Source organism: Streptococcus humanilactis, assembly GCF_019448275.1.
GTDB classification, from domain to species: Bacteria; Bacillota; Bacilli; order Lactobacillales; family Streptococcaceae; genus Streptococcus; species Streptococcus humanilactis.
The window spans coordinates 369,161-388,606 of the sequence record NZ_JAHXBZ010000001.1; the positions used below are offsets into that span (position 1 = coordinate 369,161).

Here is a 19,446-nt window from a genome sequence, read left to right on the forward strand (position 1 = left end):
AAGGAATAATGGAGCCGGTGGGAGTCGAACCCACGTCCAAACACCTGCCAACATATTTGTCTACAACCATAGGTTATGTATTAGTTTAACAGTCCCTCGACACATAACTCAAGCCTAGAAACTGCGAGTCTATCAATCTCTTATCAAGCCGCTAGACAAGACTCAATCGTATCTCGCTAATAATAAGACCTGTCATTGAACACGAGCAATCCAAATCGGGTCACGCCTGCTGGTTTTTAGGCAGCTAGAGCGTAAGAAGTGTTATTTTTTGCAGTTATATTTAACTGAGCGTTTACGTCGCCACACGAGTCGCAAAATATGTCTCATAATGCCTGTCGAATCCGTAACGACCCCAAAAGACAATAAAATCATTATACCTTATCTAACTCAAAAATGCAAAAAGAAAATCAATTAACTAAAAAAGATAGTCTTTCAAAGCTTTAGTCAAAACCTGATAACCAGCAACACTGAGGTGCAGCCCATCAGTTGTAAATTCTTTTTTGAGTTGGCCTGCTTGGTCTGTCAAACTATCAAAAACTGGCACAAATTCCACCTGCATATAGGCAGAAGCAAGCTCTTGATAGGCTTGATTCCATTTCTGAATTTTTTCATTCGAGCGGATATAGACTGTCTGCTTGTACTCCTCTCCTTCATTAACTGGCAAAATGGAAAGCAATTTAATCTCTGTCAATGGATAATCGCGAGCAATTGATTGAATAATAGCTTCGAGATTATTGAGAGCCTCATTCACAGGAACATCTTTTCCAATATCATTTGTCCCAATCAAAAGGACAATTTTATCTACTGCTCCACCGTAAAGATGCGCATCTAGATTCTCTAGTAACAGCCCTGTCTGATAACCTCGAATGCCTCGATTGACAATCGTCTTCGAAGTCCCAAATAGTTCCTGCAGAGGGTAGTATTCGACAATGGAATCCCCAATAAAGAGTATATCTGGTTCTACAACAGAAACCTGATTTAAATGACGGTACTTGGTTTGGATTTTACCTTGTTCCTTTAGCAACCAATCTTCTAATAACTGTACTGCCACTTCATTCTCCTTTTTCTAACCAGTTTTCCAAGATTTGATAAACTCCTCCTTGGCTATTGGCTGGTGCTAGAGCAGTCGCCACAGCTTTGGCCTTGTCATCAGCATTTTCCATCGCATAGGCAATTCCAGCCATTTCAAGCATTTCAACATCATTTTCACTGTCACCAAAAGCCATGATTTGTTGGGGCTTCAAGTCCCAACGCTTGAGTAATTCTTCCAAGCCCCATGCTTTATGAATCCCAGCTTGGAGGATATCAATGCAACCATAGCCACTGGATACAGCACTAACACGGCCATCAAAGAGGTCATTGATTTCTTCCAAGACCGAACTCAAACGTTCCTCACCAACAACCATACTCATCTTGAGCACACCACCAAAGAGGTCAGAAGTTAATTCATCCACAAACTGCATCCGTTGGTAGAATTTTTCAATCATTTCTGGAGTCATAAAACTTTCAAGGTCTGTAAAAATCGTACCTTCCTTGACGAAACCACCCTTCATCCCTGTTACAACAAACTGGTCCTGACACGCTCGAGCCTCGAAATGAGCCAAAGCTTTATCAACAATATTATCATCCCAAGTCTGAGCCTGAATCAATTCATTATTTTCAAAAATACGAGCACCGTTGGCAACCACCAGAACCACTCGATCCACCAAGTGCTCCAGTAGTTGCCTCATACGGTGAATTTCATTGCCCGTCGCGATGACAAAACGAATCCCCCTTTGATCCAACTGATCTAAAATCTTTTCCAAGCGTGGAATATCAAGCTGGCCTCTAGCATCCAGCAAGGTCCCATCCATATCTGTCGCAATTACTTTAATCGTCATTTACTTCCCTCTGGATTCAAGCTAATCCCACTTCAATCCCACATGTTCGTTCATTTCTTTATAGGCTGTATCAATTCGTTCCTTAGTCGCTTCATCTACTTGATCACGATGACTGCCACCCTCTATGAAATCTTCCAAGATATAGGTTTGATAATGATATAGGGGATATCCTTCTGGTGAAAAAGTTCCCTTTGGTGTTCGATTGACCCAAGTAGGATGAGCTTTAGCTGTTCCGATAGTTGTTTTTCCATCCTTCTTCTTAATGGTCACGTCCATGAGAACGCCACGTTCAGTCCACTTAGCATTTTCTACCCCTTGCATGGTCTCAATTCGTTGATTGGAAATGAAGTTCCCCATTGAATAGATGATGAGTTTCTTGTCCCCATCTTTTTCAACAATTTCAGACGGTTCAACTACGTGTGGATGCCCTCCAAAGATAATATCTGCTCCCCAATCAATCATCTTGTGATAAAGAGCCTTTTGCTCTTCAGTCGGTTCTATGCGATACTCAACACCCATTTGTGGCATGATAATGGTGATATCTGCTTCCTTTTCCGCCCGTTCAATTTCAGACTTCATTTTATTCTCATCTAAATCTGAAAGATAGTGATTATAATCCTCTTGAGAAATATTTTGCTCAATTCCATTAAATCCATAAGAATAAGCCAAAAGTGCAACCTTGATACCATTCACTTCCTTAATGACCAGCGGAGCCTGATCACGTGGCTCATGCGTATAAACTCCGATTGGAGTGATTCCAGCTTTCTCAATAATATCGGCCGTTGAAATAACTCCCTCAATTTGCGAATCCAAAATGTGATTATGAGCTAAATCTAGAACATGATAACCTGCATCCTTAATGGCATCCATAACTTCAGCAGGAGCATTAAAGAGAGGATAACCTGCTAAATAATGATCCTTATTAATGGTTCCTTCAAAGTCACCAATAGCTAAGTCTGCTTGCTTAAGCCAAGGAGTAACATACTCAAAATTCTCATGAAAATCATACGTTCCATCATCCTTTTTTGCTGAAAAGTAAAGAATATCATGATAAAGCAAATCACCATGAGCCATAATTCTAGCAGTTTTTTCTTCTTCCTGCTCCTGAGACTTTTTCTTAGTTCCTTCTTGAGAAATAGTATCTCGTTTTTGACTGGTCATAGGCATGCCTTGGAAGCTTTCAAACAACAAAACCAAGCCCATTGATAAAGCAACTGCTAGCAAGAGTACCGCCACAAATCCCTTGTTACTCCACTTACGATAACGTCTAAAAAAGTTGACCAAACCTTTCACAAAGCGAAAAACTGGTCCACGTTTATGTCTATCTTGTCTTCTTTGCATCTTCATTCTCCCTACTTTCTAATGCAAGCCTTTTCTTTTTATTATAACACAGATAAGTATTTCTTTCACAATTGAATCGAACCTAAAAGGCATTTTCTATAAAAGCTCGATGCCGTAATGCTTTCAATCCTTGTCATTTTGTGATATCATGTAGAGGTAATGAAAGGAGAGAAAATGTCTGCTATAGAACGTATTACAAAAGCTGCTCACTTAATTGATATGAACGATATTATCCGCGAGGGGAATCCGACTCTTCGCGCAGTTGCTGAGGAAGTTACTTTCCCCTTGTCTGACCAGGAAATCATTCTTGGCGAAAAGATGATGCAATTCCTCAAACATTCCCAAGATCCTGTCATGGCTGAAAAGATGGGGCTACGCGGTGGGGTTGGACTTGCTGCTCCTCAATTGGATATCTCAAAACGCATTATCGCTGTTTTAGTGCCAAATATTGTTGAAGAAGGAGAAACTCCAGAGGAAGCCTACGATTTACAAGCCATTATGTACAATCCAAAAATCGTCTCTCACTCTGTTCAAGACGCTGCTCTTGGCGAAGGAGAAGGTTGTCTGTCTGTTGACCGCAACGTGCCTGGCTATGTGGTGCGTCATGCTCGCGTTACTGTTGACTACTTTGACAAGGATGGAGAAAAACACCGTATCAAACTCAAAGGCTACAACTCCATCGTTGTTCAGCATGAAATTGACCACATTAACGGAATCATGTTTTACGATCGTATCAATGAAAAAGACCCATTTGCAGTTAAAGATGGTTTACTAATTCTAGAATAAAGAAAATCCCGTTGCAAGACGGGGTTTTGTGTTATAATAGAGGCATGAAAACAAATGATATTGTCTATGGCGTCCACGCCGTTACCGAAGCCCTCCTTGCAAACACAGGAAACAAACTTTACCTCCAAGAAGATCTCCGAGGTAAGAATGTTGAGAAAGTCAAGGAACTAGCTACAGAAAAAAAGGTATCCATTTCTTGGACTTCAAAAAAATCTCTCTCTGAGATGACTGAAGGTGCTGTCCACCAAGGTTTTGTTCTACGAGTGTCTGAATTTGCCTATAGCGAGCTGGATAACATCCTTGCCAAAACGCGTCAAGAAGAAAATCCACTTCTATTGATTCTAGATGGTTTAACCGATCCCCATAATCTGGGTTCTATCTTGCGAACAGCCGATGCGACCAATGTTTCCGGAGTCATCATTCCCAAGCACCGTGCTGTCGGAGTAACACCTGTCGTTGCCAAAACAGCCACAGGTGCTATTGAACACGTTCCCATTGCCCGAGTGACCAACCTAAGCCAAACTCTAGACAAACTCAAGGATGAAGGCTTCTGGACCTTTGGAACAGATATGAATGGGACTCCTTGCCATAAGTGGAATACAAAAGGGAAAATCGCCCTCATCATCGGAAATGAAGGAAAAGGCATCTCTAGCAACATCAAAAAACAGGTTGATGAAATGATTACCATTCCCATGAATGGACATGTTCAAAGTCTCAATGCCAGTGTTGCTGCAGCCATTCTCATGTACGAAGTTTTCCGAAATCGCCTATAAAAGAGGCTGGACAAAAACCAGATTCTAAATAAAACCGCTCAGTGATTTCAGTTTTACTCACAATCAAGCTGAAAACAACTGTGTGGTTTTTGAATAGTTGATTTGTAAAATCCATGCTCGTGAAAATGAATTCAAGCTCTACTATGCTGGTCTAGTTGTCTCTAACACACACTCTGAGCTCACCAAAAATATTCTCTAATTTTCGAAAAACGAGATCAGTTGCCCTCCTCCATTTGACATAGATGCTAGATTCTTCTTCGATATATCATGTGTTCTGAACGAAGTTTCCTAAAGAAATTCTAATACTCAATGAAAATCAAAGAGCAAACTAGGAAGCTAGCCGCAGGCTGGACTTAAGTACGACAAGGCGAATCTGATGCGGTTTGAAGAGATTTTCGAAGAATATAAGTTGTATCATAACAAATTGATTTCTGAATTTCTTATATAAGAAAATGAGCATCTCCAACTACGAGAATGCTCATTTTTAGGATTGTATAGGCAAATTTTACATATGTTTCAAACGCTCAATCCGTTCTGAAATAGGTGGGTGGGTATAAAATAGTTTTTGGAACCCTCCCCCTTTCTTGGGATCATTGATATAAAGTGCGCTACTAGCATCATCGACATGGTGATGCATCGGCTCGCTATTGTCCAACTTACGTAGAGCATTGATCATCCCTTGAGGATTGCGAGTCAACTCGACACTAGAAGCATCAGCTAGAAATTCCCTCTGACGAGAAATAGCTAGTTGTACCAAGGTTGCAGCGAGAGGTGCCAGCACAATAGCTAGTAGGGAAACCACTAGCATAATGATTTCTAAGCCATTTCCATCTCGATCATCGTCACTTCGTCTACGACCTGCGCCACCCCACCACATCATACGACCTGCCATACTAGAAAGCATGGTGATAGCACTAGCGAGAGCGACAGCAATAGTCGAAATACGGATATCGTAATTACGAATATGACTAACCTCATGTCCCATAACAGCTTCTAGCTCCTCGCGATTCATGATAGCTAGGAGACCTGACGTCGCAGCAACCGCCGCATTTTGAGGATTAGAACCTGTCGCAAAAGCATTTAAGGCTGGATCATCAATGATGAAAACTCGTGGCATGGGAATCTGACCCACCATAGCCATATCTTCCACTACATGGTAAAGGTCTGGTGCCGTTTGCTCATCAACCTCACGCGCTCCATTCATGGACATGACAATCTCTGTTGATTGAAAAATCATGGACAAAGCATAGATAAAGCCGATAATCAGTGCGATAACCAAACCACCAAGCCCAGATCGCATAAAGAGGTAACCAACCGCATAGCCAACCAGAGCTAAGAGTAGGAAAAATACCAGCAACAAAATCCAGGTTTTTCGTTTATTGCTTGCAATTTGATCAAACAACATCTTAGTCACCTAAACCGCTAAAATCAACTTTAGGAACTGCCTTTTCCTCTTCTGGTGTTTGAAGGAAATCTGCTGCTTTAAATCCAAACATTCCAGCGATAATATTGCTTGGGAAAGTTTCTAATTTTACATTGTAGTTGCTGACAACACTGTTGTAGAGTTGACGAGAGTAAGAAATTTTATTTTCTGTATTTGTCAACTCCTCTTGCAATTTAACAAAGTTGGCACTAGCTTTCAAATCTGGATAGCTTTCTGCAACTGCAAAAATACCTGAAACCTGACGAGTAAGGGCATCACTAGCTTTCATAGCTTCTGCTGGTGAAGTCGCTGCTGCCACTTGGTTACGCAGTTCTGCCACTTTTTCAAGGGTAGAACCTTCATATTTGGCATAACCTTTTACAGTCTCAATCAAGTTTGGCAAGAGGTCATTTCGACGTTTCAACTGAACATCAATCTGACTCCAAGCCTCCTTTGTTTGCATACGATTCTTAACCAAACCGTTATAGCTAACAATCACAAAAATAACAACAAGAGCCAAAACTCCAAGAATAATCCAAGTCATGATATAAGTCCTTTCTACTTTTAGATTAGTACCAGTATATCAAATTTTTAATGATTGTGGTAAAATAAGATCATACTAAAGAAGGAAATAACTATGAAACCAGAAACATTTTACAACTTGCTTGCCGAGCAAAATCTTCCACTTTCGGACCAGCAGAAAGAACAATTTGAACGTTATTTTGAACTCTTGGTCGAGTGGAATGAAAAGATTAATTTAACAGCCATTACGGACAAGGAAGAAGTTTATCTCAAACATTTTTACGATTCGATTGCACCCATTCTTCAAGGTTTGATTCCTAATGAAAATATCAAACTTCTTGATATTGGAGCTGGGGCAGGTTTTCCTAGTCTACCAATGAAAATCCTCTATCCTCAGTTAGATGTGACCATCATTGATTCACTCAATAAGCGCATCAACTTCCTCCAACTTTTGGCTCAAGAACTAGATTTAGACGATGTTCATTTCTACCATGGACGTGCAGAAGACTTGGCCCAAGACAAGAACTTCCGTGCTCAATATGATTTTGTAACGGCTCGTGCGGTTGCCCGTATGCAAGTCCTATCTGAATTAACTATTCCCTACCTTAAAGTTGGCGGAAAACTATTGGCACTCAAGGCAAGCAATGCGCCTGAGGAGTTATTAGAAGCTAAGAATGCCCTCAACCTCCTTTTTAGTAAAGTAGAAGACAATCTCAGCTACGTCCTACCAAATGGAGATCCGCGCTACATCACAGTGGTGGAAAAGAAAAAAGAAACGCCAAATAAATATCCACGTAAGGCTGGCATGCCCAATAAACGCCCGCTTTAATCTTTTTAGTAAAAAAATATTTACAAAGTTTGTAATTTTTGCTATACTATCACAAGCAAAGGTTTTTAATGTCATCCCGTGAGGTGACGAAGACGCAGAAATATTTGAAACTCTTTAAAGTCTAGATTTTAAAGAAGTCTTACTCTGAGGGCCTATTGCTGTAAAATAATGGGCTCTTTTTTGATGCCCAAAAGTGAGGTTTATATGAAACAAGAATCAACTGTTGATTTGTTACTAGACGTTGACCAACGTCCTTCGACTGGAAAAGGAATTCTCCTTAGTTTCCAACACGTTTTCGCTATGTTTGGTGCGACCATCTTGGTACCCTTGATTTTGGGAATGCCTGTATCTGTTGCCCTTTTTGCTTCAGGTGTCGGGACACTCATCTACATGATTTCAACTGGTTTTAAAGTTCCAGTTTATCTAGGTTCTTCATTTGCCTTTATCACAGCAATGTCGCTTGCTATGAAAGAAATGGGTGGTGATGTATCTGCTGCCCAAACAGGGGTTATCTTGACTGGTTTGGTCTATGTCCTTGTGGCTGCTGGTGTTCGTTTTGCAGGTACAAAATGGATTGATAAACTCTTGCCACCAATCATCATCGGACCTATGATCATCGTTATCGGTCTTGGACTTGCAGGTTCAGCTGTTACCAACGCTGGTCTTGTAGCTGATGGAAACTGGAAAAATGCTCTTGTAGCAGTTGTTACTTTCTTGATTGCTGCCTTTATCAATACAAAGGGAAAAGGCTTCCTACGAATCATTCCATTCCTATTTGCCATTATCGGTGGTTACCTCTTCGCACTAACTCTTGGTTTGGTTGACTTTACACCAGTTCTTAAAGCCAACTGGTTCGAAATTCCTGGTTTCTACTTGCCATTTAGCACTGGTGGTGCCTTTAAAGAATACAATCTTTACTTTGGTCCAGAAACTATTGCCATCTTGCCAATCGCTATCGTAACAATTTCTGAACATATCGGTGACCATACTGTTTTGGGTCAAATCTGTGGCCGTCAATTCTTGAAAGAACCAGGACTTCACCGTACTCTTCTTGGTGACGGTATCGCAACTTCAGTTTCTGCCTTCCTTGGTGGACCAGCCAATACAACTTACGGAGAAAATACAGGGGTTATCGGTATGACTCGTATCGCTTCTGTCTCAGTTATCCGTAACGCTGCCTTTATCGCGATTGCCCTTAGCTTCCTTGGTAAATTCACTGCCTTGATTTCAACCATTCCAAACGCTGTACTTGGTGGTATGTCAATCCTTCTCTATGGAGTTATCGCCAGCAACGGTTTGAAAGTCTTGATTAAAGAACGTGTTGATTTTGCTCAAATGCGTAACCTAATCATCGCAAGTGCTATGTTGGTCCTTGGACTTGGAGGAGCTATCCTTAAACTCGGTCCAGTTACCCTTTCAGGTACTGCCCTATCAGCCATGACAGGAATCATCTTGAACTTGATCTTACCATACGAAAATAAAGATTAAGAGACTTGACACAGAAAGAGAATGAACAAAAACGAGTTTCTCTTTACTAACCCCAAAAAGTTGCACAAATAATTATTGAAAGGACTTAGTTCTGTACTGCACAGGACTAAGTCCTTTTATAATAAAATGAAGCAAAACAGTACATAATGTGGTATCGTCAATTGAAACAAAGACAAGATAAAAGAGCCTCAAAAAAAGGTATTGCAACTTGGCAATACCTTTTTTGAGGTGCTTTTTGAAAGCCATCAAATGATGACTTTTCAGAGGGAGCAAAAAACTGTTCCCTTTATATTCTAAACATTTAAATGTCTTTTTTAAACAGTTGGTTAAAGAAACCGTCTGTATTTTTAAGAAGGGCTTTGAATACCTTAGATTTAAGAGCTACAGTATGAGAGAAGTCATCTGTTTTTTTCAAATCTTCTTCGACTGCTTTATCAAATAAAGGCCTTAACTCATCATAGTTACTGATATGGACGCCATCAATATCGATACCTTCAAAGCCTTTCTTAGCTTTAGCAAGAACCTCCTCGTACCAATGTCTCTTCCACTCTTCAAGTGTCTTGAACTTGTCTCCAGATACTTTCTTAATAATAAAGTCATCGCCTAGCAAACCTTTATTTTCTTTAATAGCTGCATCTTTGTATTTGTTAGATACATAACTAGTGAAACCTTTGTCATATCCATAATAACCCCACATGCGGAAGGCATTGTGTTTGAATGATAATGAACCAGGAGCTCCAAGACTAGTATTACCACCATAAATACCAGCCATCATATTGACGTTTACATATGCTGAGTTGACAGCATAATCTTCAGGGCGATAACGTCCGTTACCTGGATTTCCATGTTTCGTCATGAAGTTATTATCCACTAAATCATTGACGCTAGATAAAGTCATTACCTTTTCTTCACCTTTCAAATCACGGACACTATCCCATTGGTTTGGACCTAAAAGATCATTGTACTGAATCTTAGAGCGCATTTCTTTGTCGATTTTCTTGAACCACTTACTATTGTCTCCTTTAATTTTAGGAAGTACAGCATCAGCTTCTACATAATCAAGCAACATCATAGCTTCATTGTAGTTTCTCATGTAGCGGTCAATGTCATCACGTGTCTTTAATTTGTCAGGATCTGGGTTGTACCATTGGTTACCGTCATTTGGACGATGGTAAGCCATGTTAATTCCAAGTGCGCCGTATTCACCATTAGTCGTTGAACTATCAGGTGTTTGCAGCATACCTTGTGCATAGGCTTCTGCATTTGTACCAACACGTTGACTGTATCCTCCGTAATAGAGCATTCGGTCATTGACGTGTGTTGTTTCGTGAGTAAAGGCTGAAATACCAAATTGTGATATTAAATCGGTTACCATAAAGTAAACTTGGTCATTATTGTTTGCACTATCGTAAATACTAGCCATAGCTCCCATGGCTCCATTTGTTGCGTGGAATTTGCCAGTTGGACCATACAATTCTCTAATAGGTCTGATAATTGCCCCGTTCTTTCCGTACCCCATGCTGTTGGCACCGTCGACTCCATGGTAGTTTTGGTTATCCCAAACTGGTGTCGGTACCATATTTTGACTCTTAAGAAGTCTATCACGAACATTAGATAATGATAAACGTGACCAGAAATCTAAATAAGTTTGTTGAGCATGTGCAACTTCATCAATCTTAGTTTTGAACTCATTACGAGCTTCTTCTGTATGTTTTCCATATTTCTCAAATGAACTGTACGCCATCGTGTTATATGTTGAAATTAAGAACATATGGGCATCTTTAAGCGTTAGAAGTGGTAAAATCATACGACCATGAACGCCGTTATCTAGCCCATCAAAGACTCTATGACGTTTATTAATAAAGTCAGGATTTGTAGTTTTAGGTTCTGAAACATAAACATTCTTAGCTGAGTGGATAAACCAATCATTAATGTCTTTATCCTCTGTAAACAAACGCATGTTGTATTCTAAGAAGTTACGCAAATTACCTTTACCAGTATTACCTGCGATGATTTCACGGTAAGCATCCTGAGTCCGATCCCCTTTCAAGTTCTTTTCACTTGAACCGATGTTGATGAGTCTGTCAATAACACTTGGTGTCTTACCATAAAAATCAGGTTTGAACATCATGATGTTTTTTATACTCATGTCACCGTATTTGATATCATAGTAACGATTGAGATAAGTCAGAGCCATCATGATTTTAGCTTTATTGGTTTCTACTTTCTTGAGAAGTGCGTTTATCGCAGCTTCATCACTATTCAATTGATGGTCTTCATTTTCGACCAAGGCTTTGACTAACTTATCTAGATTTTGCTTCACTTCGGCAAAGCTTTCTTCTAAGTATAGATTGCGAATATATCCATCTTTACGTGTGTTGGTATTTTCTTCAGCTTTCTGACGATTATCCATTAGCGCGCGTACTTCAGATGAAATTAAGTCAACACTTGAAAGTCTTTCTTTCACATCTGCAATCAGTTTGTCTCGATTTTTAACAACCATATTCGGTGTATAGACAACATCACCAAGACCAGATACGCTATATTCACGCACTTGTTGGACTTTAGAATCCTTGAGTGTGACCCCCATTTCTTCTTTTGTACCATCTGCATAGTGAATCATTATTTTATCGATATCCGATAAATCGGTCACGAATTGACCATCCTTCATTCCCGTAACAGAAAGGACTTCTTTCTTAGCTAAGTTTGAATCTTCTGCAAGTTTGTTACCTTGGTTGACAATCCATTCTTTGTTATAAAATGGTTGAAGTTTCTCAATATTACGATAAGCCAGATCTCGATCTACTTTATAGTCTTGGGTTGACTTATATTCATCTTCTCTTCTGGTTAAACGATTTAAGCGATTGACCACAGGTTCGTTGATTTCGTATTTGTCAGCAGTAATATTAAAGGCTGCAATTCTCTTGTTAGCTTCATCTTGACTAATTTCTTTAATTTTGTCACGAGAATATTTGTATGAATGCTTACCTGAACTGACACCTTTGACAACAAAATTACGCTCTAACCATCCATTTGTGAAATAACCACCATCGTAGTCCAAATCCGAAGAACCAAAGAACTCTTCACCATTTTCAACTCTCATCATTGAAATATTATCTTCCAGTTTACCAAAAGGAAGATTGCTATTGATAAATCCACCTGTTTCAAACAAAACTTTAGTCTTAATGGTTCCTTTGGTGACCGACTTACGAATTGAACCATATTTACCAATTCCCATAGAGTCGTTGCCATTATCTGTTTTAGCAACTAAACCACCTATACGGGCTCTGTTAGCAACAATATCAGCCTCGACATATGCTTTTGCAATATTACCTCTCCAAATCTCACCGGCAATGCCAGCCATATATTGACCTTTATCACCAACACCCGTGAGTTTACCGATGAAGGCTACATTTGTCAACTGACCACCACTATCGATTTTATTGACGATACCCGCAATATTGTTATTAGCAACTACATTACCAGTCACCTTAACATCTTCAACAGTTGCATTTTTCACCATGTTGGCAACAGGTGCTATTCCGTCAGCCCAAGGCATATTGATATCCACATTACCTAAATTAATATTTTTCACAGAACCATTTTCAACACGGTCAAATAAGGGACGGGCAATGTTATGAATTGTATATTGTTTACCATCAACACTTGATAGATGTCCCTTAAACGTACCTGGAACATATTGTTTGTTAGGCGTTGGTACATTCGTTGCATTCAAATCTGCTCCGATTTTAAATGTACCATTTTTATTACCATTCATAGCCTCTACTAAATCTTTAAAGTTATAGTAGACATTATCTTCTTTAGGATGGGGTTTTTCTATATAATAAACATACTTATTGCGCGCCTTAGATGGATCAATGTGTTGAATCAAATCTTGAGCTTCAGCCGTAATTTTATAAAGTTTTTGACCTTCTTCAGTTACTTCCTCAATTTTATCAACTGCTAAACGTGTTACTTTATTATCACGACTAGTGATTTTTAAGTACATTTTCTTCACATTTTCATCAGAAGGTTTTTCGCTCATGAAATCACTAGGTGTTTCAGTACCATCATCATTTACCTTCACTAAATTAGTAGATGCGATATTTTTAATTTCAACTTTTTTCAACTCTAAACGTAAAGGTTTTTCATCTAATTTAGATGTTTCATCACCTTCACCACGGTTGTAAGTCATTGTTGTTGCAATTTTATAATCTTTGAATAAATCCAAACCTTGAATAGCGTCTGTCAATTTTTCTTTAGATAAATCAACTCGCTTAACAACAGTGTCCCCATCTTTAATCTCAGCTATAATGCTCTTGATTTCAGCATTACCTGTATTTTCAAGAGTGTAATACAATTTAGCTGAACGATCCATCGCATCTTCTGTAACCTTATCTAAAGTCAAAGTTGGAGCAACTTTTGACGTATATTCTGGCAACTCAGCTTGAACTTCTGGTTCTCCCTTTTCTGTGACTACTGCTTCTGGTAACACTGGTTGTACTTCTGGTTCCCCTTTGTCAGTCACAACAGCTTCTGGCAACACTGGTTGAACTTCTGGCTCCCCTTTGTCAGTCACAACAGCTTCTGGCAACTCAGCTTGAACTTCTGGTTCTCCCTTTTCTGTGACTACTGCTTCGGGTAAGGCTGGTTGTACTGCGGGTTCTCCCTTTTCTGTGACTACTGCTTCGGGTAACACTGGTTGAACTTCAGGTTTCCCTTTGTCGGTCACAACAGCTTCTGGTAAGGCCGGTTGTACTTCTGGTTCGCCTTTGTCAGTTACAACAGCTTCGGGTAAGGCTGGTTGAACTTCAGGTTCCCCTTTGTCAGTCACAACAGCTTCGGGTAACGCCAGTTGGACTTCCGGTTCCCCTTTGTCAGTCACAACAGCTTCGGGTAACGCTGGTTGAACTTCTGGTTCCCCTTTGTCAGTCACAACAGCTTCTGGCAACGCTGGTTGAACTTCTGGTTCCCCTTTGTCAGTCACAACAGCTTCCGGCAACGCTGGTTGAGCTTCTGGTTCCCCTTTGTCAGTCACAACAGCTTCCGGCAACGCTGGTTGAACTTCAGGTTCTACAAGGTTTGTACCTACTGGTTGCGTATAGTCAGGCTTCTCTGCTTTAGGAGCCTCGTCTGGAACAGTACCTACAGGTTCAGTGTATGCTGGTTTTTCATGAACTGCTGGCTCTACAAGGTTTGCTCCTATTGGTTGCGTATAGTCAGTTTTTTCTACTTTAGGCGCCTCGTCTGGGACTGTACTTACAGATTCAGTGTATTTAGGTTTCTCAGCTTTAGGCGCTTCATTAGGGATACTTACCTGAGTTTCAGATACTGGAACATTCTTTGTCCCCTCATCCTTATGTTGAATTTCTGAAATTGCATCATCATCAAGGGATAAGTATCCAATATAACGATATCCAGCAATTTGAACTACTCCTTCATTACTTGGAGCTTTCAAAGGATTGCTTATATCGAGAGCTTGCATACTAGAAAGACTAATCAGTCCGATAGTAGTAACTAAGAACAAACTACTAACTTTTTTCTTTTTATGAACCAAAAGGACTAAACTACCAACAGCTAATAGACCTAAAGCTGTAAGCACAGAAGTCGATGAACCTGTTGCAGGAAGAGCTTCCTGCTGATAAATAAGAGCATAACTTGCTTCATTATCAGTAGGAATTCCTGCCTGAATCTTACTTTGTTCTTCCTTTGTAAGAGCGCTTTTTTCAACATAATGATAGGTAGAAGCATGAATTACTGACGGTGCAACCAAGACACTTCCGAGTAACACCGAACCAACAATCCCACAGATTTTTCGGATCGAAAATCGTTCTTTTTTAAATAATGACAAGCGTAATCACCTTCTTTAATTTTATTTCCTAACAGTAAACACTATTTTTTATTTTCAAAAATTGAACTTCTAAAATCATCAGTTTGGTCAAGATAGGCTTTAAAGATTGCTCTCTTCAACTTATGAACTGCACTGTCTGTTTCTGGATTATAGTTATTCCAATGAGGAGTTTCTGTATCCTTGCGGACAGCTTCATTCATTAGTTGTTGCAACTCATCTATATTGCTTGTAGTTTTGGTTGCAAAGCTTGTCCATGATTTACTTGTATCATTAAAGGTAACTTTATTCAATTGACTGAATTTGTCTTGTCGCTCTTTATACATGGCCTTTTTAAAATCACTCCAAGTGTCGTATTGACCATTAAATAATTTTTGAAGTACTAATTTATCTGTTACCAATCCTTTAGTCTTACCATATGAGATAATCGTTTTATTATTTGCCCTAGCATCGGGTTCAAATTGATTTGAGATATATGGCACCATACCATCTTTAAATCCTTTAGCAGCTAATAGTTCATAGGCCATACGACGTCCCATCAGGTCACCTGGCGTTCCGTCATCATTACTTAATGCTGCATAAATCGGCGCAAATAATTTAATAGTGAAGTAGCCATTTCTTTCGTATTCACCTAAGGCATATTCCCTAGACGAAATAATATTATTCTCAATCAAATCATTAAATGAATGTAATTTTTCAGCTTCTTCTGCGGTTAAATCTCTGACAACATTTGTTGCGTAGACATTATTTCCATCTGGATCCTTAACAAATTTATTCTCGATTTTTCTTAGAGTATTCATTTTTTCGTAAACACTCAATTTATTCACAACAGACTGCCCTTCAAGATATTCCAACATATAAACAACATCAAACATATTGTGGACATATTGCTTCAAATCATCAGAGTTTTTAAATCTCGTAGTTGGATCGAGTATTTGTAATCGTTCTCCTTCTTTACTATCCGATTTTAAATGTTTCAAGATCGAGTTGATGGTGATGGTTGCGTCATTTGGATGGTCTGGTGCTTGTAATAAGCCTTTTGCAAAGAACTCTGGTCCCAAGCCACTTCTTCGACCATAGCCACCAAGATAGATGTCCTGATCTGAGTCATGCGTCATTTCATGTGTATAAGTGATAGCTCCATCCTTATCCAACATACGATAACCCATATAATATACTGCATCCCCTGTAGCGTAAGCACCGTGTCCATTATGGCCAACTTTATTTCCAACAGGTCCAAAGAAGTGTTTCATTGCAGGATTTGGACTATCAAAATCTGATACTGTTTGGGCTTTTCCATTGGTATGGTCATCTCCAAATTTATAGGCATCATAAAGCAAGATATTTCGGTAAAGCTTCTCACGCCCTTCCTTATCTAGAATACGATACCAATAATCGTAGTGATCTCGTTGACGCTCTGCTGTTTCGTGAGCACTCTTTTCAACAAAGCTATTCAAATCACCACTTGCTTGATGATCTTTATTACGATAGCGATCATAAGCACCAAAGCCTAGACTAGAGATAGTTGAAATGACAAATACTGATCTTTCTGGCAAGGTTAGTAGAGGCAGTACCATGTTACGGTATTTCCAACTGTCGCTAGTGATTCGATCATAGACACCGATAGAATACTTGGTGCCAGCTTTTTCCTGATTAGCTTTTACTTCTGGAATATTAGATTTTTCTTCAACGATGTAAGCTTTGGTCTGAGTTTTAAACCAGTCATTGTTGCTTGTGTTTGGTAGAAAGACTTTTCGGTAATTTTCAAGCGTGTTAAATAAATCTTTCGTTCCATGATGGCTAGCTAAACTAATAGCATAAGTATCAACGTTGTTCTTGGCAAGAAGATTATTAAATCCTGATTTACCTAACTCTATTAAGGTATCTAACGGAGAAGCATTTCCTTTGCCAAAGAAATCTAGATGGTACATTACAAGGTCTTTTGCACTCACTTTATCATAACTAAAGTTATACCAGCGTTCTAGGTAGCTCATACCAAGTAGTAAAGCTTCCTTGTTACGCTTGATTTTATCTATAATATAACCCGTCATCACTTGATTGTTTTCCACTAGAGCAGCATCCGCAGACAAGAGTTTTTTTAGACTTTCTTCAAGATGATCCTTCGTTTTAGCAAACTGGTCTTCTAGATATAGCTCGGTTAACTTAACTTCTGGAGAAATACCGAGTGTCTTTCTGATATCCTCTGAGTGGTAGGACACCTGCTGCAATTCAGGTAAGACTTGCTTGATGATAGAGGTTTGGTCATACAAGAATTGGTTAGGAGTATAGAGAAGACCTGTATCTCCTAGGCTATATTCTGCTAGCTTGGCAAAATCAGTCTGATACTTGAGATCAAGCTTCTCAGATGAATGGTCCTTGTAGTGAAGCAAGAGTTTGTTTGCAGTCTGTTTGTTGGAAACAATATCTGTGATTACTTGATCATCCTTCATCATAACTGCAGATAGAAGTTCTTTTTGATATAAATGACTGTTCTCATTAACCAGATTTCCATATTTGACGATGGTTGCCTTATTATAAAAAGGTAACAATTTTTCAATGTTCTTATAGGCTAAAACGCGCTTAGCTTGATAATTGGCTACCTTAGAAAAATCACTTTCTTTATTGCCACTTGTTGAAAGGGGCTCCACTGTTGGTGGGGTGAGAGGATTGATTTCTGCTTTCTTGCTTGCAATTTGAGAATCATCTAGCATCTTTCCTCTTTCTTCAAAGGATTCCTTGCTGACGACTTCATCGTTTTCCAAGGCAACTTTGATAACTCTATTAGCTTTATTGCTGAATGTAGCTGTCACCTTCATATTGTTATAGTGGTAAGCGGTGATGGCGTTCCCGTTTGTTACATTGACATCGCTAAGAACATTGGTCAAGCTTCCAGCATGCTGTTCCTTACCAGAAGTTCGATCCCATAAATAGCCTGCTACACCAGCGACTTCTCCGAACTGTTTGACATTATTAATATCTCCCTCAGCATAACTATCACGGACATGTGCATCATTGTCCACAAGTCCCACAAGACCACCGACAGTCTGATCTGAACTATTTGCATTTGATGAAATGGCTATTGTAGCTTTGGATTTAGCAATAGACGCGTTTTCACCTGTCAAATGTCCAACCAAGCCACCAATATTGTAGGTAGCAGTTGTTTCATAGGTATTAATAATCCTTCCCTTGAAACTACTGTCAGTGATGGTTGATTGTTCGGACTTGGCAAGCAATCCACCAATACCACGTTCCCCAGCTAAGACACCGTCGACATGAACCTGGTTAATTTTTGTCCCATTTTTAGCTTCATTTGCCAGTGAACCGATATCATTCTTTCCTGAAATAGAGACATTTTTCAGGCTCAGTTTTTCTACTGTAGCATTACTTAAGTTGTTAAATAAAGGTTTTTTCAAATTATAGATAGCATAATGTTTGCCATCTTTTTCACCAATCAACCTACCAGTAAAGTTGCCCTTAATATAAGACTTCGCATCAGACTCCAGTTCCATTTCGTTAGCATTCAAGCTAGCTGATAAATAATAGGTTCCACCAAGATTTTGGTTGATGGCATGAACTAGATTACTAAAGGAAGTAAAGTTTGTCGTTTCCTCTGTAGTCTTCTTAGCTAAATAGAAACTGAAATTTTCAACATATTTATGGTCTATCTCCTGCTGGAGTTTATCAACTCTCGCTGTAATTTTATAAAATGTGCGTCCATCTTTTAACTCCTCGGATATAGATGCAACCGGAAGGTAAACATCTTTAAACGCAGAAGATTTTACCTTTACAAAATAAGTATCTGGATTACTTGGAACACTGTCCAAAGAAACATGTTGTTTGTAAGTTCCATTCGTTTGATGACTATACAATTCAATATCAGAAACATTTCTTAATTCAAGTGTTTTCTCTGGATCTGTTTCTTTTGGCTTCTCAACGGGAGTTTCAGGTTTTAGTTGCTCAATATTCCCCTTGTATTCAGGAAGTGGATCTACCTGTTCTGGTTCTACTATTGCTCCGGCCTGTGGACCTGTGTATTCTGGTAGGGGGGCAATCTGCTCTGGTTCAACAATAGCCCCAGCCTGTACGCCTGTGTATTCTGGTAGGGGGGCTACCTGCTCTGGTTCGACAATAGCTCCAGCTTGTGGGCCTGTGTATTCTGGTAGGGGGGCTACTTGTTCTGGTTCTACTATTGCTCCGGCTTGCACTCCTGTGTATTCTTTCGGTGCTTCTACCTTCTCTGGTTCTACTATCGCTCCAGCTTGTACTCCTGTATATTCTGGTAGGGGGGCTACTTGTTCTGGTTCTACTATTGCTCCGGCTTGCACTCCTGTGTATTCCTTCGGTGCTTCTACCTGCTCTGGTTCTACTATCGCTCCAGCCTGAACTCCTGTATATTCTGGTAGTGGTGCTATCTGTTCAGGTTCACCTTTATCACTTACCACGGTATCTGGCGACTCTGGTTGAACCTCAGTCTCACCTTTGTCAGTCACAACCGCTTCCGGTAGCTCTGGTTGGACTGCTGGTTCGCCTTTTTCAGTTACAACTGCTTCGGGTAA

Annotated in this window: 11 protein-coding genes and 1 other RNA gene; 4 read left to right on the plus strand and 8 right to left on the minus strand. The window is 39.6% G+C overall.

The window, feature by feature from the left end:
• Positions 1–6 precede the first annotated feature (6 nt).
• The 4 genes from ssrA to KV696_RS01770 all read right to left on the minus strand — a co-directional run bounded on the left by ssrA (position 7) and on the right by KV696_RS01770 (position 3,221).
• Positions 7–354: a transfer-messenger RNA gene (ssrA, locus tag KV696_RS01755) on the minus strand.
• A gap of 61 nt (positions 355–415) precedes the next feature.
• Positions 416–1,051, minus strand: coding sequence for an SGNH/GDSL hydrolase family protein (locus KV696_RS01760; protein WP_000290620.1), 636 nt, complete (start codon positions 1,049–1,051; stop codon positions 416–418).
• Position 1,052: 1 nt separating this feature from the next.
• Positions 1,053–1,880 (minus strand): HAD family hydrolase, encoded by an 828-nt coding sequence (locus KV696_RS01765; protein ID WP_000153513.1) that lies wholly within the window; start codon positions 1,878–1,880, stop codon positions 1,053–1,055.
• 21 nt (positions 1,881–1,901) lie between these two features.
• Complete coding sequence (locus KV696_RS01770) at positions 1,902–3,221, minus strand: CapA family protein (RefSeq protein ID WP_219966692.1); 1,320 nt, start codon at positions 3,219–3,221, stop codon at positions 1,902–1,904.
• A gap of 174 nt (positions 3,222–3,395) precedes the next feature.
• On the opposite strand from KV696_RS01770, the gene def reads away from it, so the two are divergent.
• Together def and rlmB are read left to right on the plus strand one after the other, a co-directional pair.
• Positions 3,396–4,007 (plus strand): peptide deformylase, encoded by a 612-nt coding sequence (gene def / locus KV696_RS01775; protein WP_004260025.1) that lies wholly within the window; start codon positions 3,396–3,398, stop codon positions 4,005–4,007.
• Between the two features lie 44 nt (positions 4,008–4,051).
• Entirely contained in the window at positions 4,052–4,780 is a 729-nt protein-coding gene (gene rlmB / locus KV696_RS01780; protein WP_023944296.1) for a 23S rRNA (guanosine(2251)-2'-O)-methyltransferase RlmB, read from the plus strand.
• Between the two features lie 505 nt (positions 4,781–5,285).
• Here the strand turns inward: rlmB and htpX are convergent.
• Together htpX and KV696_RS01790 are read right to left on the minus strand one after the other, a co-directional pair.
• On the minus strand, positions 5,286–6,185 hold the full coding sequence (htpX, locus tag KV696_RS01785) for a zinc metalloprotease HtpX (RefSeq protein ID WP_219966693.1): 900 nt from the start codon (positions 6,183–6,185) through the stop codon (positions 5,286–5,288).
• 1 nt (position 6,186) lies between these two features.
• Positions 6,187–6,747, minus strand: a complete 561-nt coding sequence (locus KV696_RS01790) for a LemA family protein (protein WP_000219846.1) — start codon at positions 6,745–6,747, stop codon at positions 6,187–6,189.
• A 93-nt stretch (positions 6,748–6,840) separates the two neighbouring features.
• Between KV696_RS01790 and rsmG the strand changes: the two genes are divergently transcribed.
• Entirely contained in the window at positions 6,841–7,554 is a 714-nt protein-coding gene (gene rsmG, locus KV696_RS01795) for a 16S rRNA (guanine(527)-N(7))-methyltransferase RsmG (protein ID WP_000801930.1), read from the plus strand.
• 204 nt (positions 7,555–7,758) lie between these two features.
• Complete coding sequence (locus KV696_RS01800; protein ID WP_004249258.1) at positions 7,759–9,042, plus strand: uracil-xanthine permease family protein; 1,284 nt, start codon at positions 7,759–7,761, stop codon at positions 9,040–9,042.
• A gap of 301 nt (positions 9,043–9,343) precedes the next feature.
• On the opposite strand, the gene KV696_RS01805 is transcribed toward KV696_RS01800, so the two are convergent.
• Together KV696_RS01805 and KV696_RS01810 are read right to left on the minus strand one after the other, a co-directional pair.
• Positions 9,344–14,893 carry an SIALI-17 repeat-containing surface protein gene (locus KV696_RS01805; RefSeq protein ID WP_219966694.1) on the minus strand — a complete coding sequence of 1,850 codons (5,550 nt, stop codon included), beginning with the start codon at positions 14,891–14,893 and terminating at the stop codon, positions 9,344–9,346.
• Positions 14,894–14,934: 41 nt separating this feature from the next.
• Positions 14,935–19,446: ZmpA/ZmpB/ZmpC family metallo-endopeptidase (locus tag KV696_RS01810; protein ID WP_258318534.1), on the minus strand; the 4,512-nt coding region annotated here is incomplete at its 5' end.